Source organism: Acidobacteriota bacterium, assembly GCA_016716435.1.
Lineage (GTDB): Bacteria > Acidobacteriota > Blastocatellia > Pyrinomonadales > Pyrinomonadaceae > OLB17.
This window is the reverse complement of the sequence record JADJWI010000008.1, coordinates 459,635-483,387: the sequence shown is the minus strand read 5'-3', so window position 1 is coordinate 483,387 and position 23,753 is coordinate 459,635. Positions and strand designations below refer to the sequence as shown.

General features: G+C 56.1%; 24 protein-coding genes and 1 pseudogene. 7 read left to right on the top strand and 18 right to left on the bottom strand.

What is annotated here, in order from left to right; all coding sequences use genetic code 11:
- Positions 1-106: 106 nt before the first annotated feature.
- Genes IPM21_14195 through IPM21_14185 form a run of 3 tightly spaced genes read left to right on the top strand, consistent with a single transcriptional unit; the run spans position 107 to position 2,600 of the window.
- On the top strand, positions 107-1,465 hold the full coding sequence (locus tag IPM21_14195; GenBank protein MBK9165029.1) for a tetratricopeptide repeat protein: 1,359 nt from the start codon (positions 107-109) through the stop codon (positions 1,463-1,465).
- Between the two features lie 8 nt (positions 1,466-1,473).
- Positions 1,474-2,055 (top strand): hypothetical protein, encoded by a 582-nt coding sequence (locus IPM21_14190; GenBank protein ID MBK9165028.1) that lies wholly within the window; start codon positions 1,474-1,476, stop codon positions 2,053-2,055.
- A gap of 2 nt (positions 2,056-2,057) precedes the next feature.
- Positions 2,058-2,600 (top strand): hypothetical protein, encoded by a 543-nt coding sequence (locus IPM21_14185; protein MBK9165027.1) that lies wholly within the window; start codon positions 2,058-2,060, stop codon positions 2,598-2,600.
- A gap of 7 nt (positions 2,601-2,607) precedes the next feature.
- On the opposite strand, the gene IPM21_14180 is transcribed toward IPM21_14185, so the two are convergent.
- The 11 genes and pseudogenes from IPM21_14180 to IPM21_14130 form a co-directional block, all read right to left on the bottom strand.
- The gene (locus IPM21_14180; protein ID MBK9165026.1) at positions 2,608-4,125 is read right to left on the bottom strand and encodes a beta-lactamase family protein; all 1,518 of its coding nucleotides are present in this window, start codon (positions 4,123-4,125) and stop codon (positions 2,608-2,610) included.
- 170 nt (positions 4,126-4,295) lie between these two features.
- Positions 4,296-4,787 carry a hypothetical protein gene (locus IPM21_14175; protein ID MBK9165025.1) on the bottom strand — a complete coding sequence of 164 codons (492 nt, stop codon included), beginning with the start codon at positions 4,785-4,787 and terminating at the stop codon, positions 4,296-4,298.
- 155 nt (positions 4,788-4,942) lie between these two features.
- Positions 4,943-6,346 carry an NAD(P)(+) transhydrogenase (Re/Si-specific) subunit beta gene (locus IPM21_14170; protein MBK9165024.1) on the bottom strand — a complete coding sequence of 468 codons (1,404 nt, stop codon included), beginning with the start codon at positions 6,344-6,346 and terminating at the stop codon, positions 4,943-4,945.
- A 48-nt stretch (positions 6,347-6,394) separates the two neighbouring features.
- Positions 6,395-6,931, bottom strand: a complete 537-nt coding sequence (locus tag IPM21_14165) for a transposase (protein ID MBK9165023.1) — start codon at positions 6,929-6,931, stop codon at positions 6,395-6,397.
- 86 nt (positions 6,932-7,017) lie between these two features.
- The gene (locus IPM21_14160) at positions 7,018-7,248 is read right to left on the bottom strand and encodes a DUF433 domain-containing protein (protein MBK9165022.1); all 231 of its coding nucleotides are present in this window, start codon (positions 7,246-7,248) and stop codon (positions 7,018-7,020) included.
- Positions 7,249-7,260: 12 nt separating this feature from the next.
- Positions 7,261-7,491, bottom strand: a pseudogene (locus IPM21_14155) (DUF433 domain-containing protein).
- A gap of 80 nt (positions 7,492-7,571) precedes the next feature.
- Complete coding sequence (locus tag IPM21_14150; protein MBK9165021.1) at positions 7,572-8,261, bottom strand: hypothetical protein; 690 nt, start codon at positions 8,259-8,261, stop codon at positions 7,572-7,574.
- Positions 8,262-8,265: 4 nt separating this feature from the next.
- On the bottom strand, positions 8,266-9,846 hold the full coding sequence (locus tag IPM21_14145) for a Re/Si-specific NAD(P)(+) transhydrogenase subunit alpha (GenBank protein ID MBK9165020.1): 1,581 nt from the start codon (positions 9,844-9,846) through the stop codon (positions 8,266-8,268).
- Positions 9,847-9,943: 97 nt separating this feature from the next.
- Positions 9,944-10,414, bottom strand: coding sequence for a hypothetical protein (locus IPM21_14140; GenBank protein ID MBK9165019.1), 471 nt, complete (start codon positions 10,412-10,414; stop codon positions 9,944-9,946).
- Positions 10,415-10,556: 142 nt separating this feature from the next.
- The gene (locus IPM21_14135; GenBank protein MBK9165018.1) at positions 10,557-11,105 is read right to left on the bottom strand and encodes an SRPBCC family protein; all 549 of its coding nucleotides are present in this window, start codon (positions 11,103-11,105) and stop codon (positions 10,557-10,559) included.
- Between the two features lie 10 nt (positions 11,106-11,115).
- Complete coding sequence (locus IPM21_14130) at positions 11,116-11,550, bottom strand: hypothetical protein (GenBank protein MBK9165017.1); 435 nt, start codon at positions 11,548-11,550, stop codon at positions 11,116-11,118.
- Between the two features lie 151 nt (positions 11,551-11,701).
- Between IPM21_14130 and IPM21_14125 the strand changes: the two genes are divergently transcribed.
- On the top strand, positions 11,702-12,403 hold the full coding sequence (locus tag IPM21_14125; GenBank protein ID MBK9165016.1) for an energy transducer TonB: 702 nt from the start codon (positions 11,702-11,704) through the stop codon (positions 12,401-12,403).
- A gap of 55 nt (positions 12,404-12,458) precedes the next feature.
- Positions 12,459-13,358 carry an energy transducer TonB gene (locus IPM21_14120; GenBank protein ID MBK9165015.1) on the top strand — a complete coding sequence of 300 codons (900 nt, stop codon included), beginning with the start codon at positions 12,459-12,461 and terminating at the stop codon, positions 13,356-13,358.
- A gap of 91 nt (positions 13,359-13,449) precedes the next feature.
- Here IPM21_14120 and gcvPB read toward each other — a convergent pair whose 3' ends face one another.
- The 7 genes from gcvPB to IPM21_14085 form a co-directional block, all read right to left on the bottom strand.
- Positions 13,450-14,973: an aminomethyl-transferring glycine dehydrogenase subunit GcvPB gene (gcvPB, locus tag IPM21_14115; GenBank protein MBK9165014.1), complete on the bottom strand. Its 1,524-nt coding sequence runs from the start codon at positions 14,971-14,973 to the stop codon at positions 13,450-13,452.
- Positions 14,974-15,040: 67 nt separating this feature from the next.
- Entirely contained in the window at positions 15,041-16,351 is a 1,311-nt protein-coding gene (locus IPM21_14110; protein MBK9165013.1) for an aminotransferase class V-fold PLP-dependent enzyme, read from the bottom strand.
- A gap of 740 nt (positions 16,352-17,091) precedes the next feature.
- Positions 17,092-17,283 carry a hypothetical protein gene (locus IPM21_14105; GenBank protein ID MBK9165012.1) on the bottom strand — a complete coding sequence of 64 codons (192 nt, stop codon included), beginning with the start codon at positions 17,281-17,283 and terminating at the stop codon, positions 17,092-17,094.
- Between the two features lie 52 nt (positions 17,284-17,335).
- Positions 17,336-18,673 carry an aminomethyl-transferring glycine dehydrogenase subunit GcvPA gene (gene gcvPA, locus IPM21_14100; protein ID MBK9165011.1) on the bottom strand — a complete coding sequence of 446 codons (1,338 nt, stop codon included), beginning with the start codon at positions 18,671-18,673 and terminating at the stop codon, positions 17,336-17,338.
- Positions 18,674-18,898: 225 nt separating this feature from the next.
- Positions 18,899-19,288 (bottom strand): glycine cleavage system protein GcvH, encoded by a 390-nt coding sequence (gene gcvH / locus IPM21_14095; GenBank protein MBK9165010.1) that lies wholly within the window; start codon positions 19,286-19,288, stop codon positions 18,899-18,901.
- Positions 19,289-19,329: 41 nt separating this feature from the next.
- Complete coding sequence (gene gcvT, locus IPM21_14090) at positions 19,330-20,439, bottom strand: glycine cleavage system aminomethyltransferase GcvT (protein ID MBK9165009.1); 1,110 nt, start codon at positions 20,437-20,439, stop codon at positions 19,330-19,332.
- A gap of 65 nt (positions 20,440-20,504) precedes the next feature.
- A complete protein-coding gene (locus tag IPM21_14085; protein MBK9165008.1) occupies positions 20,505-20,903 on the bottom strand; it encodes a (2Fe-2S) ferredoxin domain-containing protein in 399 nt (132 codons plus the stop codon).
- Positions 20,904-20,997: 94 nt separating this feature from the next.
- On the opposite strand from IPM21_14085, the gene IPM21_14080 reads away from it, so the two are divergent.
- Entirely contained in the window at positions 20,998-22,650 is a 1,653-nt protein-coding gene (locus IPM21_14080) for a trypsin-like peptidase domain-containing protein (GenBank protein MBK9165007.1), read from the top strand.
- Positions 22,650-23,753: an ABC transporter permease gene (locus tag IPM21_14075; GenBank protein ID MBK9165006.1), complete on the top strand. Its 1,104-nt coding sequence runs from the start codon at positions 22,650-22,652 to the stop codon at positions 23,751-23,753. The genes IPM21_14080 and IPM21_14075 overlap by 1 nt, the downstream gene beginning before the upstream one ends.

Here is a 23,753-nt window from a genome sequence, read left to right as displayed (position 1 = left end):
GAATCAAGGCTCCAAGTTCAATACCGTGTTACAACTCTCGAAAATCCCGCCGGCTTTCAAAACGGTCCGTTCCGTCGGCTTCGCTCTGCTTATTTTTTATGTTTGTTTGTTCGCTTTTCCCGCAGTTGCTCAGGAAGACGAAGACCCGACAGCAGATGCCATCGGCCTGTTTGAGGAAGGCCAGGATCTTCACGAAAAAGGCGATCTTCGCGGGGCCATCGAGCTTTACTCGAAGGCCCTATTGCTGATCCCGGAATTCCCGGAAGCCGAGCTCCAGAAAGGAAACGCCCACCTTTCCCTAAAGCAAATTCCCGAGGCCGAAGCGGCATTTCGGCGAGCGGTCGAACTCCGCGAAGATTGGTCGCTTGCCCTCGCCACTCTCGGGTCCCTTCTCGTACAAAACGGCGAGTTTGCCGAGGCCGAGCCTTTGCTGACAAAGGCGATAAAACTTGATGAGCAAAACTACCCCGCGTATTCGGCGATGGCTGAACTCCGGCTCCGGACAAATGCAGATCAGTCCTCGCTTCGTGAACTGCTTTTATCTTTAACAAATTTGACGACCGGTAAAGCAAATCCGCCAGCCTCTACTTGGGCGGCGCGGGCGGCGATCGAGAACCGGCTCGGCGATATTCCCTCGGCACGGACAAGTGTCGAACGAGCCCTTGCCATCGAACCCAAAAGTGTTTCAGCACTTGGCGAAGCGGCCGCGATCGCTCTTGGCGAAAATGATCCGACGCGCGCCGACGATTTTACTCGCCGACTCGAAGCCGCAGGCGGTGATGCCGATGCCGTAAAACTTTTGCGGGCCCGTGCCCTTCTGCTTCGCGATGATATCGCCGGTGCGGAGTCATTATTAATGACAGTCTCCGCTAAGAACGCCGAAGCCACGAATCTGCTCGAACGCCTTCGTGCATCCGCCGCGGCCGATCCGGCCGAACTTGAGAAAGAGCTCGCGGCTAAGCCGAACGATCCGGCGATCCTCGGAAGGCTATGTACGCTCTATCGGCGAAGCGATCCGCCGAAGGCTCTCGAATTTTGCCAGGCAGCATATAATGCCGAGCCCAAAAACATTGGCCACGCGGTCGGCTTTGCCGCGGCCCTTGTCCAGGGAAAAAACTTCGCCGCCGCTGCCGAGCTCTTGCAAAAGTTGGCAACAGCCGAGCCGGAGAACGCGACGATCAGGGCAAATCTCGCGACCGCACTATTTCAGCTTCGCCGTTACCCGGAAGCGAAGGCCGAGTTCCGTTGGCTTTTGGATAAACAGCCGGAGCTGACCGCGGCTTATTATTTCCTTGGCGTCGCCCACGACAACCTCGGGGAATATTTGGACGCGATGGCGAATTATCAACAGTTCCTGCGGCGAGCAAATGCCGCCGAATTCAAAGACGAGATCGACCGCATCAATCTGCGGCTGCCGGCACTTGATCGACAAATAAAGACGGGAAGGGGAAAGAAGACGAACTAAGAATAACGATGAGCTATTCAACAAAAACACCGCCGATCGCCTTTACGAAAAACCGAGTCCGCTCGGCAGCAAGGCATGCCGTGTTTTTGTGTATCGGCGTCATCTTTGGCTCGCTTGCCGCCGCAGATGTCTTCGGACAGGACGATCCGCCGGAGTATGAACTTGCGCCACCGCCGCTGATGCTGATGTCAAAGGCTGAGCGTGACAAGCTCGACAGGGAGCAGGGCGTAAGGAAGCGGACCGAACTCGCGTTGGATTTGATGACCGCCCGCGTCGGCCTTGCCGAGACAGCGAACACACGCGATGACCTTAACGAGATGTTTGCCCATCTCGGCGCCTTCTCGGCGATCATGGAAGACACGCTTGCCTTTCTTAAATTGGCAGACACCAATCGGGGCCGGACGCTCAATAACTTTAAGCGGCTTGAAATGGGGCTACGCCGCTTCTCGCCGCGGCTTGAACTGATCCGCCGCGAGCTTCCGCTGACGCACGAGTTTTACGTCCGGACGCTTCTTCGCCAGATCCGCGACGCCCGTTCGCGGGCACTCACACCGCTCTTCGGTGAGACCGTGCTTCGCAGCAACACTTAGTTATGAAACGATCTCGTTTTTACCCGCTCTGCTTTCTCTTCCTTGCCTTGGTCGCCGGCACCGCCACGGCACAGCGCGACTATATGACCGAAGAGGAGATCGAGATCGTCCGCGACTCGCAGGACATAGATCTTCGCATCGACGTTCTGACGAAGATGATCGACCGCCGGCTGACGGCTCTCGGGATTGACCACGGCGGCTGGAAGAACGCAGGTAAAGAGGATCCAAAGTGGGGGCCGCTACCAACGGGCTCTCGGGCGGAATTGCTGACAGATATTCGGCGTCTCCTTGAGAAAGCCGTCGACGACATCGAAGCGATCGCCGAACGCGACGACCGGGCGCTTGAACAAAACAAGATGGGCGGCAAGTATTTCCCGAAAGCCGTCCACATGCTCGACGCCGCCGGTCAGCGCTACGCCGCCATCTTCAAAAAGCTGCTCGACGGAAACACCGAAGAACGCGAACGCGGCATCCTCCTCAACTCCATCGAACTCTGCGACCAAATAAACGCCGCCGCCAAAACCATCCCCAAACCAAAGAAATGACCGTTTCTCACCTCTCCGCACGTTTCGCAGAAAGATAGTACGCCAGCAGCAATTCCGGCCTTGGTTTGAGAGTTTCAAAACTAACAAAACCCGTCAACCTGTCGCGTTCGAGCCGTATTATCAGGTCGGCGATCGCCATCCCGTGTTCAGACTTCCCGAGTAGCGGTGCTGTAACTGTTCCGGAGATCGTCGAGTTTGTGATCCTCAGTTTCTCAACCTTGACGAATTCGGCGCGGTCAAACTTAATGAAAATTTCGCTTCCTCGAATTCGGAAGTCGACCGGTAATCTCTTCTTTCCGAAGTGGACACTGCCTTTCCAGTCACCTTCCAGAGTCGACATTCCGAGGAACTCTTTATCCGCGAATTCCGGACCGAGCTCCGCAAAAAGGCCGTCTAGTCGTTCCTTGTAGCCCGGCAATATCGCCCCGGCGATCCGGAAAGCAAGATCATCTGTAACATCGTTGCCAACCGTCTTGTTGACCAGAACCACCACGACGACCTTTTCTTTCGGCAAGACAAGCAGAGTCGCTGCGGCACCTTCGATCGCTCCATTAGAAAGCAAGGATATGCCAAATTCACCGAGCGGAAGAACGCCCCAACCATTTGCATAATAGCGATGAGGAAGTCCGCGGTTTACCGTATGGTTCATGTCGAGTGTTCGGCGTTGCAATACGGGATCACCGCTGCCCGATTCGCCTAGATGAATAAGTCCATACCTTAGAAGGTCATTTACGGAAGAGTAGAATCCTCCGCCGCCGGCGGGCTCAAACTGAAAATCTGGCGCTGGTTTACCGTCTCGCTTATATGGCCTGGCTATCACCACGGCCTTCGGGATCTCATCGCGATGTGTAAACGTCCGGTTCATTCCACTGGGTCTGAAGATCGATTCCCGAATGAACCTCGAAAAAGGCTTTCCGGAAACGTCAGCAATCATCTGGGCAGCCAATCCGAAAGAAAGATTTGAATAAAGGTGATAGCTTCCGGGTTCGAAAGCCGAGAAGGACGCTGCCTTCAAATTCGCTTTGGCGCAGCGGTCAAGCTCTCCGGAATCGACATAGCAGTACCGCCAATAATGCGGCACACCCGCGGCCATATTTAGAAGGTGAAGTACTTTGTAGTCATTCTTTGGTTGGACAAAGGTTCGCAATCGTATGGAGCGCAGGTACTTCGCGATCGGGCTTCGGAGATCGATCTTGCCTTCTTCTACGAGCTTGAACACTGCAGTTCCTGTCATCGATTTCGACAGTGAGCCGACGGCATATACAGTATCCGGGGTGGCAGTAATATTCTGTTCAATACTCGCGAATCCAAACGATTCTCTCCAAACGTCTACGCCGTTACGAACAACTCCAACGGAAACCGAGGGTAGCTCCCGTGAGTCAGTTCGAGAAATAAGTTCAGAGCGAATTGACTTGAGTTCAATTGAAACTTTCTGGGGCGCGTCTTGGGATATCGCCTGCTGTGAGAGAAGCAACGATACAACGGCTACTGCTGAAGCGAAGAACCGAAAAGTCAATCCTGGCATGACCCGATTACGAATGTGGTCAACAAAGAGTTCCCGAAAAACGTCTGGGTCGGTATCACGCGAACGGCTAATACTCTTTTGGCGGATCGGTCAGCATCTGGCAGAACCAGCGAGCGACTTCGGGAAAATCCTTTTCCCATGGAAACTCTCTGGCGACGGTCGGGTAAACGCTACAAGTCACTGAGCCAGTCGTCACTATCCGTGATCTTCCGCGAATGAACCGGAAACTTAGTGCCCTTATTGAGCAGAATCACCGTCTCGGCGCTCGTGTCATCCCCTGAATAAAACATCAGATCAGTCCGACCATCTTTATTCACGTCACCCGCGGGGACCAAAGAATAGACCCAATAGCTCCCGCCCTGCCCTGCAATTCCGTAGTTGTAGGTGAAAAACGACTTAAACGACTTTCCGGTAGAGGCCTTTAGATCAAATGTGATCCAATTCTTAACATACTTATTTAGGAGGCGTTTCCCGTGTGGGTTGTGATAGGTCTGGTATGTTCGTGGCTGGATCCGGTCCGGTACCCCGTCACCGTCAACATCAATTAAGATCGGAGCCAGATTGTCGAAACCGCGCCTGTCGTCGTCAGAAATTTGCTGAGCATTCGTCGACACCGAGAAAACCAGCAGAGCCAACTTCAAAACTAATACGACCTTGATCATCTAAACTTAGTTCCTGATCGCCGCCAGTATCTCATCGACCACCTTCTTCGCGTCGCCGAAGACCATTTGGGTGTCGTGGTCAGAACCCGCTGCGTAAGCGGCGGGCCAGTTCGTTGGTGGTCAGACTGGCCGCCCGCTTACGCAGGCGGTTCCGACTAAGCCCGCATCGCGGTCAATATCTCATCGACGACCTTCTTCGCGTCGCCGAAGAGCATTTGGGTGTTGTCTTTGTAGAAAAGCGGGTTGTCGACACCGGCGTAGCCCGAGGCCATGCCGCGTTTCATGACGATAGTGTCGCGGGCTTCCCAGACGTGGAGAACGGGCATGCCGGCGATGGGCGAACCAGGGTCATCGAGCGCCGAGGGGTTGACGATGTCGTTCGCTCCAATTACCCACGAAACATCCGTACCGGGAAATTCGTCGTTGACCTCTTCCATCTCAAAGACTATGTCGTAGGGAATGTTGGCCTCGGCGAGCAAGACGTTCATATGGCCGGGCAGGCGTCCGGCGACCGGATGGATGGCGAACTTCACCTCGGTCCCGCCTTCCTTCAGGATCTTAACGACCTCGGCGAGCGAGTGCTGCGCCTGTGCGACGGCAAGCCCGTAACCGGGAACAATGATGACCTTTTTCGACTGCCGAAGCATTTCAGCGGCCGTTTCCGCATCGACCGAGCGCACTTCGCCCGCCGGCTCGCCACTCGCTGTCGACGCGACCGTTCCGCCTTCGGTACCAAAGCCGCCGAGCATCACGCTGATGAACGAGCGGTTCATTCCGCGGCACATTATATAGCTGAGGATCGCGCCGCTCGAGCCGACGAGTGCACCGGTGATGATGAGCAGGTCGTTCGAGAGCATGAAGCCCGCTGCCGATGCCGCCCAACCCGAATAGCTGTTTAGCATCGAGACGACCACCGGCATATCCGCACCGCCGATCGCCATTATGAAGTGAACGCCGAGTATGCCAGTCAGCACCGCAGCCCCGATCAGATACGGGTTCCCGCTTACGCCCGGTGCCATCGCAAACATCACGCCGAGCACGATCGTCCCGATCAGCATCGCGAGGTTGATGAAATGCCGCCCGGGCAGCATGAACGGCTTACCGCCGATCGAGCCTCGCAGCTTGAGAAACGCGATGACCGAACCCGTGAACGTGATCGAACCAATGCATACGCCGATGAAGATCTCGACGAGCAAAATGCCGGCGTCTTCGACCGTTTTCCCCGCTGCAAACTTATCGAGATATGTTCCGAACCCAACCAGCACCGCCGCAAGCCCCACGAAGCTATGGAGTATCGCAACAAGCTCGGGCATCGAGGTCATCTGCACACGCGACGCCACCGTAGCGCCGATCAGCGCACCGACGATCAGCACGCCGCCGAGGATCGGCCAGCCGCTCGGGTCCATCGCCGCCGCCGTCGCCCCAAGCGCGATCAGCATGCCGATGATGCCATACCAATTCCCCCGCCGGGCCGTCTCCTGCTTAGACAAACCACCAAGGCTCAAAATGAACAACGCACTCGCGGCGATGTATGCGATCGTGATCAAAGATTGTTGCATACAATGCAGAAGCCCGCGCGTAAGCAAGGGCTTAACATCCAAGTTAGGCTAATCTCGAAACTCTAAAGGAATGTCCTCCTGGCAGTACTTTACATAGTCGATCGCACCTTCGACGTGTCTGGGCTTCCATAGATAACGGGTACTCGCGCCACGGGACCAGACCGTTTCATCGGTACCGCAGAGCCGCTCTGCCCTCAACCGGCGCGTGGCATACGCTTTTAGGTCGTTCACGATCTTCTCCGGCTTCACGGCTCCCGAACTCACGATATGTGCATGATTTGTTCTCACGTTCAGCGCCAAAAGACCGTATTCTCTAAATTCACAAACTTCTTTGAAGGCTTCCTCAACACACCGTCGCTGCCGATCATTGAGCACGACCGGAGTCTGCTTTCCACCTTCCTGCATCCGCTCAAGCAACGGAACACTCGGTTTCACCGTCGGCCCCCCGTAGCGATTGTTTCCATTTCGTCTCACTGATGTCCGTGCATCCCCATGCAGCCAACTGCCATAGGTTCGGAACGTCAGGAGGTATGCGATCGGGAATGGATTTTCCTCGTAAACCTCGAATCCGTGATCGTCAAGCATATTCCTATATTCGATCTTGCGAGTTAAGCCCTTGCTAACGCGCGGGCTTCCGCATTTGAAATTCTAGAGCTAGCGGCTGTAATAAGTTATGCCGCAAGCGGTACTTCCATCAAACGCCTTTCGCGGTCCGCAGCAAATGCAATTGCCGCTTTAAGGTCTTCCTTTGTGAGATCCGGAAAGTCAGCCAAGATCTCTTCTTCGGACATATCCGATGCGAGGTATTCCAAAACCTCATAGACCGTGATCCGCAGGCCGCGAATGCAAGGCTTTCCTCCACGTTTATTCGGCTCGATCGTTATGTAATCTCGGTAGTCCATTTCACACTCTCATCAAGCAGCAATTTCATATCCCACGAGCAGCCTCTCCATTGATTCTTCAAGAACGGCGACAACCTGTTCGCGGCTGACCGTTGGGTACTGCGCTAGGAATTACTCGACCGATTCACCCGTCTCCAACGAATCAAAAAGATTCTGGATCGGAACACGCGTCCCACGAAAAACCGGCGTTCCGCCACGCTTCTCCGGATCGACCTCGACTAAATTTTGGTCTATGTCGTTCATAAGTCCATCCCGATTCTACCACGGGGCGAATTTACCCAAAGGAGGTCCGCCGTGAGGAAACCAAATTATTGATGGTCGGATCAAATTTCTGTGATCACGATGCCACTTACGGTGGTCATAATCGCTGTCGCCGGTGAATAATTGATCATCTTATTTAACATCGTAGTAAGAAAGTAATCATCATCACGGAGACGCAGGTAATAATCAGGCTGATGTGGAAACTCGTCCCTGCCGAGAAGGTATCGCTTATTGTCCTCGATTTCGTTCAGTCGGGACAATGCGAGAGAACCGGCAAAGGTATCGCCTTCGGCGACTAAATCGATCAGATATCGAATCGATCGCGTATCTCCAAGCCATAATATTTGCTCTAAGTGAGCTTCCTTAACGAACCTATTGCCTTTCTTAACCATCCGCTCAATTTCTTTCGGAAAGGATTCGTCTTTGCAAAGCTTCCAAAGTGAGCCCGCTATGGTAAGTCTGCGACTTGCGTCAGTGGTCTCGGCAAGCATAGTTCGAAGTGTGGGTATTGATTCCTTGTCATCCAACAGGCCGATGCCTTCGACGAGGTGCGAGTGGCCGAGTCCTAAATTTCGTCGTAACAAACCAATCGCCAATTCTCGCTCCTGAGTTGTCAGATCAGCTAGGAACTCCAAATCGACCTCGCCTCTCGTCAATCCAAATGAATTCACGAACCAATTGTAATAGAACTTTTTAAACGCCCCGGAAAGCGCTTTCACCGATAGTTCGTCCGGAATGTCATAACTCCCCATCGGCCTACTTCCTAAACATCGCCAGCATTCTGTTCGTTACCAAAAATCCGCCGGCGATGTTGATCGTGGCGATGAGGACAGCGATGGCGCCGAGGATGGTGGTTACGTTCATCTCGCCTGAAAGCTGGAGCATTCCGCCGACGAGGATGATGCCGCTGATCGCGTTGGTGACGCTCATCAGCGGCGTGTGCAGAGCGGGCTTCACATTCCAGACGACCTGGAACCCGACAAACACCGCAAGCATAAAGACCGTGAAATGCGAGAGCTTGCCGGCCGGCACGACGAAGCCCAACCCGAGCAAAATGACCGCGACGACGAGCAGAAGCCAAGGGCTGATGCCGGCTCCATCGTCGGCTCCGTGTCCGGACGAAACTGCCTTGGCGACCGCAACGTGTTCCTTTGCGCTTCCGCCGGGTTCGGGTGGTGGCGGTAGTTCTTTTACTGGTGCCGGCCAAAGCATCTTGCCCTCGTGAAGCACGATCGCACCGCGGACGATCTCGTCGTCCAGATTCACATAAAGCCGCGTCGCTTCGTCTTCCGCCTTCTCGCCCTCCGGCGCTTTCCGAAGGTCGTCGAGAAGTGCCGTAACACAAGCACCGTAAAGCTGCGACGACATCGAGGCCATCCGCGAAGGCAGGTCAGTGTAACCGATGATCGACACGCCCTTGTGATGCACCACTTTGCCCGGCTCCGTCAGAACACAATTGCCGCCCTGCTCGGCCGCGAGGTCAACGATGACCGAGCCCGGTTTCATTGATTCGACCATCCCCTGCGTTATCAATTTCGGTGCCGGCTTGCCCGGTATCAAAGCGGTCGTAACGATGATATCGACCTGCATCGCCTGCTGGGCGAACAAAGCCATCTCGGCTTTGAGAAAGTCGTCCGACATCTGCTTGGCGTAGCCGCCCTTGCCTTCGCCCTCTTCTTTTACGTCGAGTTCAAGGAACTCGGCGCCCATCGAGGCAACCTGATCTTTCGTCGCCGAACGCGGGTCAAACGCGCGGACGATCGCGCCCAGGCCTTTAGCAGCACCGATCGCCGAAAGCCCCGCGACTCCCGCACCGATCACCAGCACCTTTGCCGGATCGATCTTGCCGGCGGCAGTTATCTGTCCTGTAAAAAATCGCGGAAAATGCTGAGCCGCCTCGATTATCGCCCGATATCCGGCAATGTTTGCCATTGCGGAAAGCGTGTCCATCTTTTGCGCACGTGTGATCCGCGGGACGCTGTCCATCGCAAAAACGGTTGCCTTCCTTTTTGCCAGCCGGTCGATGATCTCGCGGTTCTGCCCCGGCCACATAAAGCCGACAAGCCATCCACCTTCGCGGATCATTTCCGCCTCGCCATCCTCCGGCGGCCGGACCTTGATCACGACGTCCGACGATGACCAAAGCTCCTTTGCGTCCGCGGCGATCGCGGCACCGGCTTCCCGATACTCGGCGTCTGATGCATTGATGGTCGAGCCCGCACCGGATTCGACGCTTACGTCGAAACCGAGTTTCTTGAGCTTGAGTATCGTCTGAGGGGTTGCGGCGACACGGCGTTCGCCCGGATGGATCTCTTTAGGGATTCCGATCGTTGGCATATGTTGACGTAAGTATAGTGGGAAACGCCCCTCAGGCAAATTGGCAGGCGTTTCAGTTTGGCGTACTTTATTCTAACCCTCTGGATGAAAGCAATTTTCAGATCGCCTGCATCGTTATGATTATCATCGGGTTGTCGCCCGCGACCTTCGCATACGAGATCCAGAAGCCCAGCTTTTCGTACTCGACCCGCTTGAACATCCCGCCATCTTCGCGGGCCGGAACGTTCTCGCCGACTACCACTTTCGGCGCGGGTGCCTTCGAAATGTCGCCGGTGTACATTACGGAGATCGCATGAACCTTGCCGCCCTCATCGTAAAGAACACGGGCCTCTTCACCATCGGCCGGCTGGAAAATGTCTTCGGTGTCAAACTTCTCCTTCGGATCGCCAAGCACACCTCGCGCCTCCGCCGTGGACATACCGATCTTTACACCGCGATATGCTGTATAGACCGGATCTTGCCTGGCTTCAAAGTTCGCAATGATCCCGGCCGATACAGGAACTACCCCGCCAAAGCAAACAACGCTGGCGGACAAAAGGAATGAAAAAATCAATGCTCGATATCTCATGATCTCCTCCTTATCAGGCGGTCGCGTAAAACGCAGGTGCGACGGAATTTCAAAAAGCTGGTTTTGGTCGGTGATGCAGGACTTCGCTCACAGTATATACCCGAAGTCGAAATGAGACAAAAAGTTTTCATTTTCGCCCGGATCAAGGCCGCTCGAGGATCTGCTTGAGATTGGCGAGCCCTTCTTCATAGTCCTTGCCGATCGCCTGTTCGAGGTCCATAACGAGCAGCATCAGGTTCATCGGCCGCGGCATCTCCGTGCGAAAGCCCCAGCGGACGCGGGTCTGTGCCGCCCCAACCGGTTCGGTTATCAGATAGGCGTCCGCCTTTGATTCGAACGGAGCTTTGAACCGCAGTTCGGTATCGATCCTCTCGCCCTCGACGATACGTTTAATTTCCTGCTCACCAGAGCCGACCTCAGGGTTCGTGCTTTCCCATCGCGAAATGAAGCCGGCCGTGCCGTCGGTCCCGGTCGTTTCCTGCTTCATTCCCGGGTCGCGTCTATACCACGTACCCCATTCATTCTGGTTCTTTACCTGTTTCAAATACGCAAAGACCTCGTCGCGTGGTTTATTGATAACGACCTCGCGCTCCGCGCTAACCTCGGTCCCGGTAAGGAAGACGGCGGCCGCGGCAATCGTGAAGACAACGATAATGATCAATGCAATCGCGATGGCGATCTTTTTCAACATTTTCTCACCTCTATTTTATCGAGACCGTCAGCCGATAGGTCGCGTTTCCGCGGGTTCCGCTGACCCTTATCCGGTAGTCGCCATCATAGGGCAGCGAGTTCGTAACGCCGCGCGCCTCGTCCTCTTCGCCCGCATCCTGAAGGTACTCGCCGGCCGGCCCCTGCACCGTAAAGACGGCATTGTCTTCGACCGAGCGAATGCTTACCGTCATCATCTGCTCGGCCTTTGCCCGGACTATCCACGTATCGGCATCGCCGCGAATGACGGCTCCGCGGACCGTCGCCGAACTCTTCCCGCGGGCAAAGCTGATCCGCTTCGTAATGCCGTCAACCGCCAACACCGAAACCGCCCCAAGAGCTAAAAGCCCAACAATTGCGGTAAAAAAATTCATTCGTTTCATCATCTGCTCGTTTCCCTTTTGCCCGCCAATATATTTCAAGTTCATCAATTCTCAAAACCTCGGAAGGCTTCACGAAAGTTTGTGGCGGATCGCCCGTCGCCCGAAAAAAGCTCTGGCAATCGATCGAACTCTCGCGTATAATGCCCGAAATCGTCTTGCAGACATTCCCAATATGTTCTTCCAGGAGTACCGAACCATGAAGACCCAAGCCTGCTTTCTCGCTCTGTTGCTACTCGGGAGCTTTCTCACCTCATCGGCCCAAACGCGAACAGATCCCAAATTGATCGGCGACCCGTCGTTCGAACTTCCGGAAGCGGCCGCGGCCGCCGGCATCGAGGGCCGGATGGTCATCTCACTCAAGGTAGATAAACAGGGAAAGCCCGAGTCCGCTGAGGTCGTCGCCGGCCCCGAATGGCCGTGCAAGTCCAACCCAAAGAAAGAGCTCGAGGCAGTGCGGAAAGCCGCGAAAGATTATGCTCTTGGCCTGAAATTCGAACCTGCTACAAGGAACGGCCAAGCGGTCTCATCAGACATCCTCGTAACGATCGCTACAGGCCGGGCATTCAACGATGCAGTGCGACAGCGTGAGGCACTAGAAGCCGCGGCCAACGGCCGTCCAAGTTTCATTCGCGGAGGTTTCGTGAACGGAAAAGCACTCTCGCTTCCAAAACCCGATTATCCGAGAGGAATTACGGTCTCCGGGGCGGTAAATGTGGCTGTGCTCATCCACGAGGACGGAACTGTTGAACGTGCAGGTGCATATAGCGGGCATCCCTCGCTTCACGGCCCAGCAAGGGACGCGGCATGCAAGGCCAAATTCCGCCCGACGACGCTTCAAGGAAGCGCGATCAAAGTTTATGGGTCGATCACCTATGTATTCGCTGGCCCGCGTCCCTAGATGGTAAGAGCTGGTTTTCAGCATAGACGTTTCGCAAACGACAGGAGTAATAAAGATGAAAAGTATTTTTCCCGGAATGTATTTACTTATCGCCCTCGCATTCTGCCCGTCAGCTTTCGGGCAGGTGGTCGGCTTCGATGCAAGACCGGAACCTGGCAAGGAACCGGCAAGCATCGCGGACTACTCTGCTGCGTTCGAGACAATCTCCGGAGTTCAGTCGATCATTGCCGGCCGACTCTCTGTCTCGGTCGATATCGACGAGGCAGGAAATGTGGTTCGCGTTAATTCCGTAAGCGGCCCGGGAAATGTTTGCCCGTCAACTACGCGGACAAGCATCCTCGAACTTCGAATGGCTGCCGAGTCCGCGGCCCGGACCGTTCGCTTCAATCCGGCGACCTTGAGCGGACTTCCCGCGCCATCATCCGGCCAGATCTATTTTCTGGTTGCTTCACCAGATGTAAAGGAGTCCGACGCTAACGAATATACCGGGAATTATATGATAGCGACCGGGAAGAATGTCGGAGGAACAAAAGAAGCAATGGAGCAAGACCAGCAAGCCGGAAAGAATCCGCAGCCGGATTACGTTGGCCGTGTCAACACGGTCGGTAGCGGAGCCTCGGTTCAAGCTGATCCCGACGATAACGCGACGTCTCCACGTTCCAACTTTCCTTCCCGACCGATCAGTGGTGGTGTTTTGAACGGAAAGGCAGTTTCGCTGCCCAAACCGCCATATCCGGCGGCCGCCCGAGCCGTTCGGGCCAGTGGTGCGGTCACGATTCAAATACTCGTAGATGAGGACGGCACAATTTTCTCTGCTCAGGGCGTCTCGGGACATCCGCTGCTCCGACAAGCCTCCCGGATGGCCGCATGCGAGGCGAGGTTTAATCAGACACGATTACAAGGAAAACCGGTAAAGGTCCAAGGTGTCATCACCTACAACTACGTCGCACCGTAATTCGTACGAGCGAACTCTACAAAAAAAGAAAGCGAGGAAAGGCTATCAACAGCCATTCCTCGCTTTTCTCGTCACAACATGGGTCCCGATCTTACGCCGATTTGCCCAAACTTTCCATATCCGGCCGCCAGCGGAGGACCGGTTTGCGGGCGGCGGTTGCTTCGTCGAGCCGGCCGATCCGGGTCGAATGCGGGGCGTCGATAACGAGTTGTGCGTTCTCGCGTGTTTCGGCGTCGATGTCCTTCATCGCGGCGACGAAAGCGTCGAGATCGGCACGGCCAACCGATTCGGTCGGCTCGATCAGCATAGCCCCTTCGACCACCAACGGGAAATAGATCGTCGGCGGATGAAAGCCGTAATCGATGAGCCGCTTGGCGATGTCCAGAGTGTGGACGCCGGCCGTTGTCTGGTGCTTATGCGAGAAGACCGCCTCGTGCATGCAATCCGCTTCGAACGGCATGTGGTAGGTGTCCTTCAGCTCATGGGCAACGTATCGGGCGTTCAGCACCGCAGTCTCGGTCGCTTCGCGCAAGCCCTCGGCACCGTGGGTGTAAATGTAGCTCAAGGCTCGGATCATCATGCCGAAATTGCCAAAGAATGCCTTGACCCGGCCGATCGAATTCGGCAGTTCATAGTTCAGGTGATACCTCTCGCCGGTCTTCTCGACTCGCGGAACTGGCAGAAACTCAGCCAGCTCTGCCGTACAGCAGCACGGGCCGCAGCCCGGTCCGCCGCCGCCGTGGGGCGTCGAGAAAGTTTTGTGCAGATTTAGGTGAATGACGTCAACGCCCATGTCGCCCGGCCTTGCCACACCGACCAGCGCATTCATGTTCGCGCCGTCCATGTAAACAAGCCCGCCGGCGTTATGGATCGTCTCGCAGATCTCCTTGATGTTCGTTTCAAAGATGCCGACCGTGTTCGGGTTCGTCAGCATCAGTCCCGCGACGCCGCCCTGATCGCAGAGCTCACGAAGGTGGTCCATGTCCGTCAGCCCGTTCTCATTCGCCCTGATCGCCTTGACCGTAAATCCAGCGAGTGCGGCCGAGGCCGGATTCGTCCCGTGGGCCGATTCCGGAATGAGCATCACACGCCGATCCTTTGAGGCCTCGCCGTCCCGCTTGTCAAGAAATGCGCGAATGAGCATCACGCCGGTCATCTCGCCTTGGGCACCGGCCGCGGGCTGGAGCGAAACGCCCGGCAGGCCCGTGATCTCCGCAAGATCTTCCTGCAGCCGATACATCAGCTCGAGAGCTCCCTGCGATTCCTCTTCCGGTGCAAGCGGATGCAAGTTTGTGTATCCGCCGATCCTTGCGACCTTTTCATTGAGCCGCGAGTTGTACTTCATCGTGCACGAGCCGAGGGGATACATCCCGAGGTCGATCGAGTAATTCCAGGTCGAGATCCGCGTGAAGTGCCGGATGACATCTACCTCTGAGACCTCCGGAACATCGGCCAGCCCGTCGCCGCGGCGAAGCTCCGCCGGGATGATCTCATCCATATTTGCGGCCTCAACATCAAGCTTCGGCAGGCGATAGCCGACGCGGCCCGTCTGCGAACGCTCAAAGATCAACCCCTCGTTCTGTGTCGGATGCTGTGTAACTTTTGTAATGCTCATTCTGTTTCCCTAACCTAATTAGCAATCAATAATTAGTAATTACTAATTGTCATTCGAAGAAAATTTCTCAAGCCTTTGGCAGCCCCTTCTTGGCTACGTCCTCTACCACGCTGCAAAAGCGGTCGAGTTCCCAAAGCGTCGTATAAACGTTCGGCGTTATCCTTATGCCGGTAAATTCCTCGTGCACGATCGGCGTCGTAAATATCTTGTGCTTCGCCATCAAATAGCTGCCGAGTTCCCGCGGGTCAACGCCTTCGATCTTGAAATTCCCGATCGCACAGGACTGGGACGCGTCGAACGACGTATTGAACCCGACATTCCGCAGATCTCCAAGCCGGCTTATCCAATAGCGTGACAAATAACGCAGCCGCTCTTCTTTTCGCCTCGCACCGATCGCGTGGTGAAACAAGATCGCTTCCCCGATCGCCAGCCGCATCGCGGCCGAGTGCGTCCCGATCTCCTCAAACTTGCGGATGTCCGCCCGGTTCTTGTCCTCGCTCGCCATCAGGGCCCAGACCTTCGGGATCTTCTCCTTGCGAATGTAGAGCATTCCCGTGCCCTTCGGGGCATAAAGCCATTTGTGGAGCGACGTCCCGAAATAATCGCAGCCGAGGTCGTCCCGCTTGAAGTCGAACTGGGCAAATGAATGCGCTCCATCGACGATCGTCTCGACCCCGCGTGCCCTCGCCATCTCGCAAACCTTACGAACCGGCGTGATCTGCCCCGTCAGGTTGATCATATGCGAGATCAGGACCAGCTTCGTCCGCGGCGTCATTGCCTGTTCGTAGGCCTTGGCGATCTCATCCGCACTCGCCGGAGCGACCGGCACCTTGATGAGCTTCAGCTTCAGCCCTTCGCGGAGTTCCCGCTGGCGAAGCGTCGTAAGCATCCGCGGGTAATCCTGCGTCGTCGTCAGTATCTCGTCGCCGGCCTTGAGGTCGAGCCCCATCAGCAGGATTTCGAGCGACTCCGATGCGTTTCGCGTTATCGCGATCTCCTCGCGGTCGCAGCCGAACATCTCGGCCAGGCCCGTTCGCACCGTCTCGGACTGCGGCTCAAGCAGTTGCCACATCGTGTAGGCCGTCGCGTCCTCCTGCTGCCAGGTGTAGCGGACAAAGGCCTCCGTCACGATCCGCGGGCTCGGGCTGACGCCGCCGTTGTTCAGGTTGATAATGCCCCGCGTTACCGAGAACGACTGCTGGATCGCCGCCCAGAAATCCTCATCGGCTGCAGCCTCCGCGGGCGAAAGATGCTCGACCGCCTTCGCCGCCGCATTTACATTCTCAAAGAGCGAACCGACCACCGACGACGACATCGCCATCAGCCCAAGGCCCTTGCCAACGGAAGAAAGAAATTTTCGGCGGTCGATGTCGTTCATTGCGAGTTGTTGCCTCGAATGGTTTTCACAAATCGAAATTCACCATTTCTAAGTTCGTAAAAATGTACGTCATCTGGATTATCGCCACTAAATTCGTCGTTTCCTTCGTTCCGCAAGCCTCGAAAAGCAACCAAACGACTGTTAAGGCGATATGCTACCGGATCAGCATCAATCGGTTCCCAACAACAGATGGTGAAGGGCAACCAGGAAACACGTCCTGTCCTAGCATTGATCACAAACGTGGCTCTGCACGCCATTCCGCAGCCGAACTGAGCAAAAATGTACTCCCCCGCAAAATCTCGTTTACCTTCGGAAGCCCATCGTATTCTGGTCCTAAACGATCTGTCGCGTTTTGTAATTATCGGCTTCGCATTCCGTCCTTCGTACGTCTTGTAAGATGCAAAGTCTTTGTATTGCGGCACCTGAGCCGACAGCCAACCCGAAGTTGCGACCAAAGTTACGACTAATACAAATGGTCTGAACATCTTACACCGCCAAATCGACTAAATGGTCGATCTGTCCCCAACAACTGGTTTCGGTAACGGAAACGAGAAATTTGTTCTCGGTACCGTCGAAAAACATCGATTACGCGAGTCCGCCGATGATGCCTTTCTCGCGGAGAGGCTCGACTGTCTCGGAAGCAGCCTTTCATCCGCTTGCAACTAACTCATTCTCGGTTCGCAAACCGCTCCGGCCTAATTCGCATTAACGACAACATTTCCAGAAGCTCGACGAGTCCTTTAGTCTTTTGTTCCCTGAAGCTCGTTTCTCAGCGACTTCGCACTTTCAAGTTCCGCCTTGCATGACCAGCAAATGTAAGCCTCCGCGTTAATGGCGGCGAGGCACTTCGGGCACCGCGGCCCGCGGCTTCGGTACCAGTCGAGCACATCACGAGTTGCCAGGCTTAAGCCCACGGCCAGGGCGAATGTCATCACTGCTCCGAGACAAATTGCGATCTCGAAAGGCCCGAAGATCATAAACCCATCACGCCGCCGCGAGCCCGGCAACAAGCTTGTCGATATGCTCCTTCTTCGCCGTTTCGGTCACAGCGACGATGAAGTCGTTCTCGTGACCTTCGAAATATTTCGAAACAGCAAGCCCGCCGATAACGCCGCTTTCCGTCCGTACTTTCTCGAGGATCTCCGTCGCCGGACGCGGCCCGCGGACCAGAAATTCATTGAACGTCGGAGCCGAGAACGGTATCGAAAACCCGTCGATCGCCGCTATCTGTTTCTTGGCATATGTGGCCTTTTGTGCGTTATGTTCGGCGACTTCTTGCAGGCCCTTTTTGCCCATTGCTTCCATATAGATGGTCGCCGCGAGAGCGATCAGCCCCTGGTTCGTGCAGATGTTCGAGGTCGCCTTCTCGCGGCGGATATGCTGCTCGCGGGTCGAAAGCGTCAGCACAAAACCGCGATTGCCGTCCTTGTCATAGGCAACGCCGCAGAGCCTGCCCGGCATACTGCGGACGTATTTTTCCCGCGTCGCAAAAAGCCCAAGGTGCGGCCCGCCAAAGCTCATCGGAATCCCAAATGATTGACCTTCGCCGACGACGATATCGGCCCCGCATTCGCCCGGCGTTTTCAGCAGCCCGAACGAGATCGCCTCGGTCACCGTCACGATCAGTAACGCCCCGACCGCATGTGCGGCATCGGCCAGCGATTTCACGTCCTCAACACAGCCAAAGAAATTCGGCGATTGAACAACGAGAGCCGCCGTCTTGTCGTCGAGAGCTTCGAGCCCCGAAACACGACCCGTCGCTTCGTCGTAGCCGATCTCAATTATCTCGGTATCGCCATGCTGAGCGTAGGTCACGGCCACATCGCGATATTCCGGGTGTACTGACTTCGCGACCACGATCTTGTCCCGACGCGTCACCCGCTGTGCCATCAGGTATGCCTCGGCCATCGCCGTTGAACCGTCGTACATCGAGGCGTTCGCCACTTCCATTCCGGTGAGTTGGCAGACCAGCGTCTGGAACTCGAAGATGTACTGCAGCGTGCCCTGCGAGATCTCCGGCTGATACGGCGTGTAGGAAGTGAAGAACTCCGACCGCTGTATCAGGTGATCGACTATCGTCGGCGAATAGTGCGAATAAACGCCTGCCCCGAGAAACGAAGGCTTGGTCGCCGCCGTGTTGCGGGCAGCCATTTCCTCCATTGCGGCGATCACTTCCGGCTCGGCGAGCGGATCGGTGATCTTCAGCTCACGGCCAAGCTGAACGTCCTGCGGGATCGTGCGGAAAAGCTCACTCGCACTTCCGAGCCCGAGCATCGAGAGCATCTCCTGCCGCTCCTCGGGTGAATTTGGTATATAACGCATAAATAAGTTGACAGTCTGGACAGTCTAGGAAGTCTCGACAGTCTTGGAAGTCGGGTCAGTTTAATTGGTCTGTCCGTACTCAGTTGACTTAAAACTTCTCACTTCTCGCAATCGCGACTTTCGTCATTGTATCTGGCTCCCCAGACTTCCAAGACTTCCCAGATCTCCTAGACTTCCTAGACTTCCTAGACTTCCTAGACTTCCTAGACTTCCTAGACTCTTCCTCTAACCCTGACTCGACAAATAATCTTCATACTCCGCCGAGGTCATCAGCGCATCGGCTTCGCCCGAATTGTCCATCTTCACCTTGACCATCCAGCCTTCGCCGTAGGGGTCATTGTTGACCGATTCCGGAGAGTCATTCAGGCCCTCGTTGACCTCGGTCACCTCGCCCGCCACCGGCGTAAAGATCTCCGATACGGCCTTGACCGATTCGACAGAGCCGAACGCCTCGTGCGTCGCGAATTTATCACCCGCACGCGGAAAGTCGACATAAACAACGTCGCCAAGCGATGACTGTGCATAATCTGTGATGCCAATAGTGGCAACATCGCCGTCGATCGAGACCCACTCGTGGTCTTTGCTGTATTTTAGATTTTCTGGAATGTTTGACATAAGTTTCGTATGTGTAAACCTGCTAATCTGTAAAACAAGAGCTACTTTGCGCGTTTGTAGAAAGGAGTTGGGACAACCTTTGCCGCGACCTGCTTACCGCGAATATCTATCTTGATCTCCTGCCCGATTTCCGCGAATTCCGGCGGCAAAAACGCCAACCCGATGTTCTTCTTTAGGAACGGTGCCGGCGAGCCCGATGTAACGACCCCGGCCTTTTCACCATTGATGTAAACATCGAAGCCGTCGCGGGCGATTCCCGGCTCGGTCATTTCAAATCCGGCGAGCTTCCGCTTGAGGCCGGCCTCCTTCATCGCCGCGAGTTTGTCCTTTCCAATGAAGTCCGAGTCCTTCCCGAGCTTGGTTATCCAACCGAGTCCCACTTCGAGCGGCGCGATGTCATCGCCGAGTTCGTGCCCATAAAGCGACATTGCTGATTCAAGCCGGAGAGTGTTTCGGGCTGCGAGCCCGCATGGAAGAATTCCTTCGTCGGCTCCGGCATGCATCATCGCCTGCCAAAGCTGAACAGCTTTATCCGGTGCCGCATAGACCTCAAACCCGTCCTCGCCCGTATAACCGGTCCGCGAAATGATCGCATCCACGCCGTCAACCTTGCCTTCCGTGAACCAGTAATACTTGATCGGCTCAAGCTCGGTCTCGGTCAACCTCTGCAGGATGGCAACCGCCCGCGGCCCTTGGATCGCGATCTGGCAGTAATCGTCCGAAGCGTTCCGCAGCGCCAGATCGTCGTGTTCCGAGTGGTGTGAGCGGATCCAGTGCCAATCTTTGTCGGTCGTCGCCGCGTTCACGACCAGCAAGAGCCGTTTCGGCCCGAAGCGGTAAACAAGAAGGTCGTCAACAACGCCGCCGTCGTGATTCGTAAGGGCCGAGTAATGGGCCTGGCCGTCGGCAAGTTTGGTGACGTCGTTGGTCGTCAGCCGGTCGACAAAGGCGATCGCATCCGGCCCTTCGACCCAGATCTCGCCCATGTGCGAGACGTCGAAAAGCCCTGCCCGCGTCCGCGTCGCCATGTGCTCCTCGATCACACCGGCCTTGTACTGGACCGGCATGTCCCAGCCGCCGAAATCGACCATCTTGCCGCCGAGTTCGCGGTGCACGCCATTAAGCGGCGTCTTCTTTAATTCTGTTGACATATATGCGAAAAACTAATCGTAATCGACAATAGTGAACTCCGCAAACCGGTTGCGTTCGCCGAGCGTTAATTCGTACCGAATTCCTTTATCAAAGCCAGCCTATCGACCACCTCGCCCTTTTCCAAATGGTGTTCGACTATCTCGCGGACGTCCTCGGCCTGCACCTGTGCGTACCAAACGCCCTCCGGGTAAACAAGCACCGCCGGCCCGACCGAACAAAAGCCGACCGAGCCGCAATCCGTCAAAACCACCGGTCCTTCGGGGTTCCGTCCCTTTGATGTTTTGCCAAATCGTATCTCTTTTTCGGCCAAGATCCGCTCAAATTCCGTCTTGACCTCCGCCGCACCGACCGCCATACAGCTCTTACCGTTGCAAACGAAAACGTGCCTTCGCACCGGTGCTTCGGTCACCGGGGCAAGCTTTACGAGCCTTTCCCGGTCTTTGATCTTCTTCGGCTTGGCCATTACCGATATTGTGCCACGTTTGCCCCCCGGAATGCATCGAAACGTCTGGCATTTGTGCTAAACTTTGCTTGGGGAAACGCGCCCTCACCCGGAAATGGCATCAGGCATTATCATTCACATCTCGGTCGGAGCGGAGAAGCGCACCGAGTTCTTTTCCGAAGAACGGCTGAGCATCGGCTCCGATGAAACCTGTGACCTTCAGATCCACACCAAGCAGCTCGAGACATCGGGCGTTTGGCTGCGGCTGGAGAACGCCGAAGGTGTGTACCGCGTTATTGATTTCGACTCTGCCCTCGGGCTCACAGTAAACGCAAAGCCCGTCCGCCGGTTCATTGCATTGACCGACGGCGACGTCCTAAAGGTCGGCGAGACCGACATCACATTCGGCTTCTACTCGCTGGTCGAAAAGCCCTCGCTGATCACAACCAAGCGGATCGACGCTCAGGTCGCGCCGTTCATCGCCGAAGCGGCGCTCGACGCGGCGGCCTCGCCGGAACGCGACGATGCGAAAGCCTTCCTCCGCGAGTTCAGCCGCGAGCTGATGCGCGAGATTAGCTGGACGACCAAGGCGGTCGTGCTCATTATCTCGGCCGGATTTCTGACGGGCATACTTTATTTGGTTTATTCGGTCAGTGCGGAGCTAAGGGCAAATCGCGAGCAATCCGAGAAACAGCAGGAACTCATCGTTAAACTCGAAAAGCAGCTCGGGCAGACGAGCGACCAGATCGGCACGCTGGAACAGACCAATAAGGAAATGATCCGGACGCAGTCGCTGGCCCAGAACGTCAAGGTCGAATACGGCAACTCGGTCTGTTTGATCGTCGGGGTTTATCAGCTCGTCGATCGAGCGACCGGCCGCGTCCTCCGATACCCGGACCAGCAGTCTTTCCAGCCGATGCCCTACGAGGCTCCGTCAGAGGATGACACGCCGATGGCGGCCGCTCCGGCCACCGGGCTTACGACGGTCGGCAACGGCAGCCCGGTCGAATACGATTTTATCGGGACCGGTTTCCACGTCGGCGGCGGCTTCATCGTCACCAACCGCCACGTACTCCAGCCCTGGACCGAGGACGATGTAGTTAAATCGATGATGGCGAGTTCCAACGGGCGCGCACGCATTCGCAAGTTGCTCGTCTATTTCCCGAACAACCCTGAGCCATTTACACTCACCGTTCGGCAAACAAGCACCCGCGAGGATCTTGCTGTCGGCTCGGTCGACATAAGCAAACTCGCCACGCCGCTTGCCGCAGTTCCGCTCGATGACGAAGCATCGATCGCCGCCACCGTCGGAAAGACCGTCGTCACGATGGGTTACCCCAACGGGCCAGACCGCCTGCTCGCGATGGTCGATGACGTTGAAGCGAATTCGATCAACCGCCGCTTTGGCAATTCACGCGAGAATTTGGTCAATTTCCTCGCACAAACGCTCAAGATACAACCGCTGACTACTCAAGGAGCGATCACCGACCTCGACGCCCGCCGCATCGTTCACGACGCCCGAACGGCCGAGGGCGGCTCCGGCGCACCGCTCTTTGGCCAGTCCGGCAAGGTCATCGCCGTCAATTTCGGCGTCTTCACGCAAAATACCGCGGTCAATATGGCAGTCCCGATCAAATACGCCATCGAGCTTTTGCGAATGGCCGGTTGGCGTTCGCCCGAAGAGATCCAGCTCGAAAATGAACAGGGCGGACAGGTCGCCACCGGAAATACGAACACCGCGGCCACGCTCGCCCAACCGAAAAACTGATGGATAGCCTCGTTCTCTCAAATATGTTTCATCGGCCGGCCCGGACCGCCGTCAGCGTTCTCGGCATCGCCGTCGGTGTTCTCTTGATCGTCTTCACCGTCGGGCTCGCCAATGGCACCATCCGCGAACAGGCCTCCCGCGATGCCAATGTCGGGGCCGAACTCCGCTTCTCTTCGTCGGGCTCGATCGGCATCGGCAGTACCGACGCGTTTCGCCTTCCGGCAACGGTCGTCGATGAGATCAAATCGGTCGAGGGCGTCCGATTGGCTGTCGGCATCGGCCAAAACTCGGTCGATGCAGCCGACAACAATACCGGAAAGCGCACCATCGATGGCGTCATTCTCGATGAGTATTCCGCCATTTCCGGCCTCAGGCTTGTTGAGGGCCGTGCCTTCACGCCCGGCCGTGATGAGGCGATCATCGATACCGCCTTTCAACGCCAGAAAAAGTTCAAGATCGGCGATACGACCCCGATCTACGAACGCCCGTTCACCATCGTCGGCACCTACGAACCCGCCGGCGGTGCTCGAATAAAGATCCCGCTCGATGTGATGCAAACACAGCTCGGCTCCGAGGGCAAAATATCCTCGGCCCTTGTTGCGATCGGGCCGAACCAAACGGAAGAGTCGGTCGGCCAGCGTCTGCAGGAACGCTTCCCCGATGCTCAGGTCATCCGGATGTCTGACCTCGAAGAACTTTACATGGCCGGCGTTCCGGCGATGAATGTCTTTCTCAACGTCTTCATTGGCATCGCCGCCGTCATCAGTGCACTCGTCATCCTGCTGACGATGTACACGACCGTCACCGAGCGAACGCGGCAGATCGGCATTATGAAATCGCTCGGGATGAGCAACGGCAAGATCGGCTGGACCATTACGCAGGAAGCACTTCTCATCAGCCTTGCGGGAATAATCGTCGGCGTCGTGCTTACTTTTGCCGCACGCTACGGCCTCAATCTCGTCACGACGCTTGAGGTCGAGATCAGCCCGCTCGTCATCGGCATCGTGCTTGTCGTCGGCCTGGTCGGCGGAGCAGTCGGCGGGCTTTATCCGGCATTGCGAGCGGCTCGGCTCGATGCGGTCGAGGCCCTAAGCTACGAATAG

Bases quoted from the DNA above. Each gene is read 5' to 3' on its own strand.
- IPM21_14190 (MBK9165028.1), top strand. From the start codon at position 1,474: ATGAGCTATTCAACAAAAACACCGCCGATCGCCTTTACGAAAAACCGA.
- IPM21_14185 (MBK9165027.1), top strand. From the start codon at position 2,058: ATGAAACGATCTCGTTTTTACCCGCTCTGCTTTCTCTTCCTTGCCTTG.
- IPM21_14180 (MBK9165026.1), bottom strand. From the start codon at position 4,125: ATGCCAGGATTGACTTTTCGGTTCTTCGCTTCAGCAGTAGCCGTTGTA.
- IPM21_14175 (MBK9165025.1), bottom strand. From the start codon at position 4,787: ATGATCAAGGTCGTATTAGTTTTGAAGTTGGCTCTGCTGGTTTTCTCG.
- IPM21_14170 (MBK9165024.1), bottom strand. From the start codon at position 6,346: ATGCAACAATCTTTGATCACGATCGCATACATCGCCGCGAGTGCGTTG.
- IPM21_14165 (MBK9165023.1), bottom strand. From the start codon at position 6,931: ATGCTTGACGATCACGGATTCGAGGTTTACGAGGAAAATCCATTCCCG.
- IPM21_14160 (MBK9165022.1), bottom strand. From the start codon at position 7,248: ATGGACTACCGAGATTACATAACGATCGAGCCGAATAAACGTGGAGGA.
- IPM21_14150 (MBK9165021.1), bottom strand. From the start codon at position 8,261: ATGGGGAGTTATGACATTCCGGACGAACTATCGGTGAAAGCGCTTTCC.
- IPM21_14145 (MBK9165020.1), bottom strand. From the start codon at position 9,846: ATGCCAACGATCGGAATCCCTAAAGAGATCCATCCGGGCGAACGCCGT.
- IPM21_14140 (MBK9165019.1), bottom strand. From the start codon at position 10,414: ATGAGATATCGAGCATTGATTTTTTCATTCCTTTTGTCCGCCAGCGTT.
- IPM21_14135 (MBK9165018.1), bottom strand. From the start codon at position 11,105: ATGTTGAAAAAGATCGCCATCGCGATTGCATTGATCATTATCGTTGTC.
- IPM21_14130 (MBK9165017.1), bottom strand. From the start codon at position 11,550: ATGAACTTGAAATATATTGGCGGGCAAAAGGGAAACGAGCAGATGATG.
- IPM21_14125 (MBK9165016.1), top strand. From the start codon at position 11,702: ATGAAGACCCAAGCCTGCTTTCTCGCTCTGTTGCTACTCGGGAGCTTT.
- IPM21_14120 (MBK9165015.1), top strand. From the start codon at position 12,459: ATGAAAAGTATTTTTCCCGGAATGTATTTACTTATCGCCCTCGCATTC.
- gcvPB (MBK9165014.1), bottom strand. From the start codon at position 14,973: ATGAGCATTACAAAAGTTACACAGCATCCGACACAGAACGAGGGGTTG.
- IPM21_14110 (MBK9165013.1), bottom strand. From the start codon at position 16,351: ATGAACGACATCGACCGCCGAAAATTTCTTTCTTCCGTTGGCAAGGGC.
- IPM21_14105 (MBK9165012.1), bottom strand. From the start codon at position 17,283: ATGACATTCGCCCTGGCCGTGGGCTTAAGCCTGGCAACTCGTGATGTG.
- gcvPA (MBK9165011.1), bottom strand. From the start codon at position 18,673: ATGCGTTATATACCAAATTCACCCGAGGAGCGGCAGGAGATGCTCTCG.
- gcvH (MBK9165010.1), bottom strand. From the start codon at position 19,288: ATGTCAAACATTCCAGAAAATCTAAAATACAGCAAAGACCACGAGTGG.
- gcvT (MBK9165009.1), bottom strand. From the start codon at position 20,439: ATGTCAACAGAATTAAAGAAGACGCCGCTTAATGGCGTGCACCGCGAA.
- IPM21_14085 (MBK9165008.1), bottom strand. From the start codon at position 20,903: ATGGCCAAGCCGAAGAAGATCAAAGACCGGGAAAGGCTCGTAAAGCTT.
- IPM21_14080 (MBK9165007.1), top strand. From the start codon at position 20,998: ATGGCATCAGGCATTATCATTCACATCTCGGTCGGAGCGGAGAAGCGC.
- IPM21_14075 (MBK9165006.1), top strand. From the start codon at position 22,650: ATGGATAGCCTCGTTCTCTCAAATATGTTTCATCGGCCGGCCCGGACC.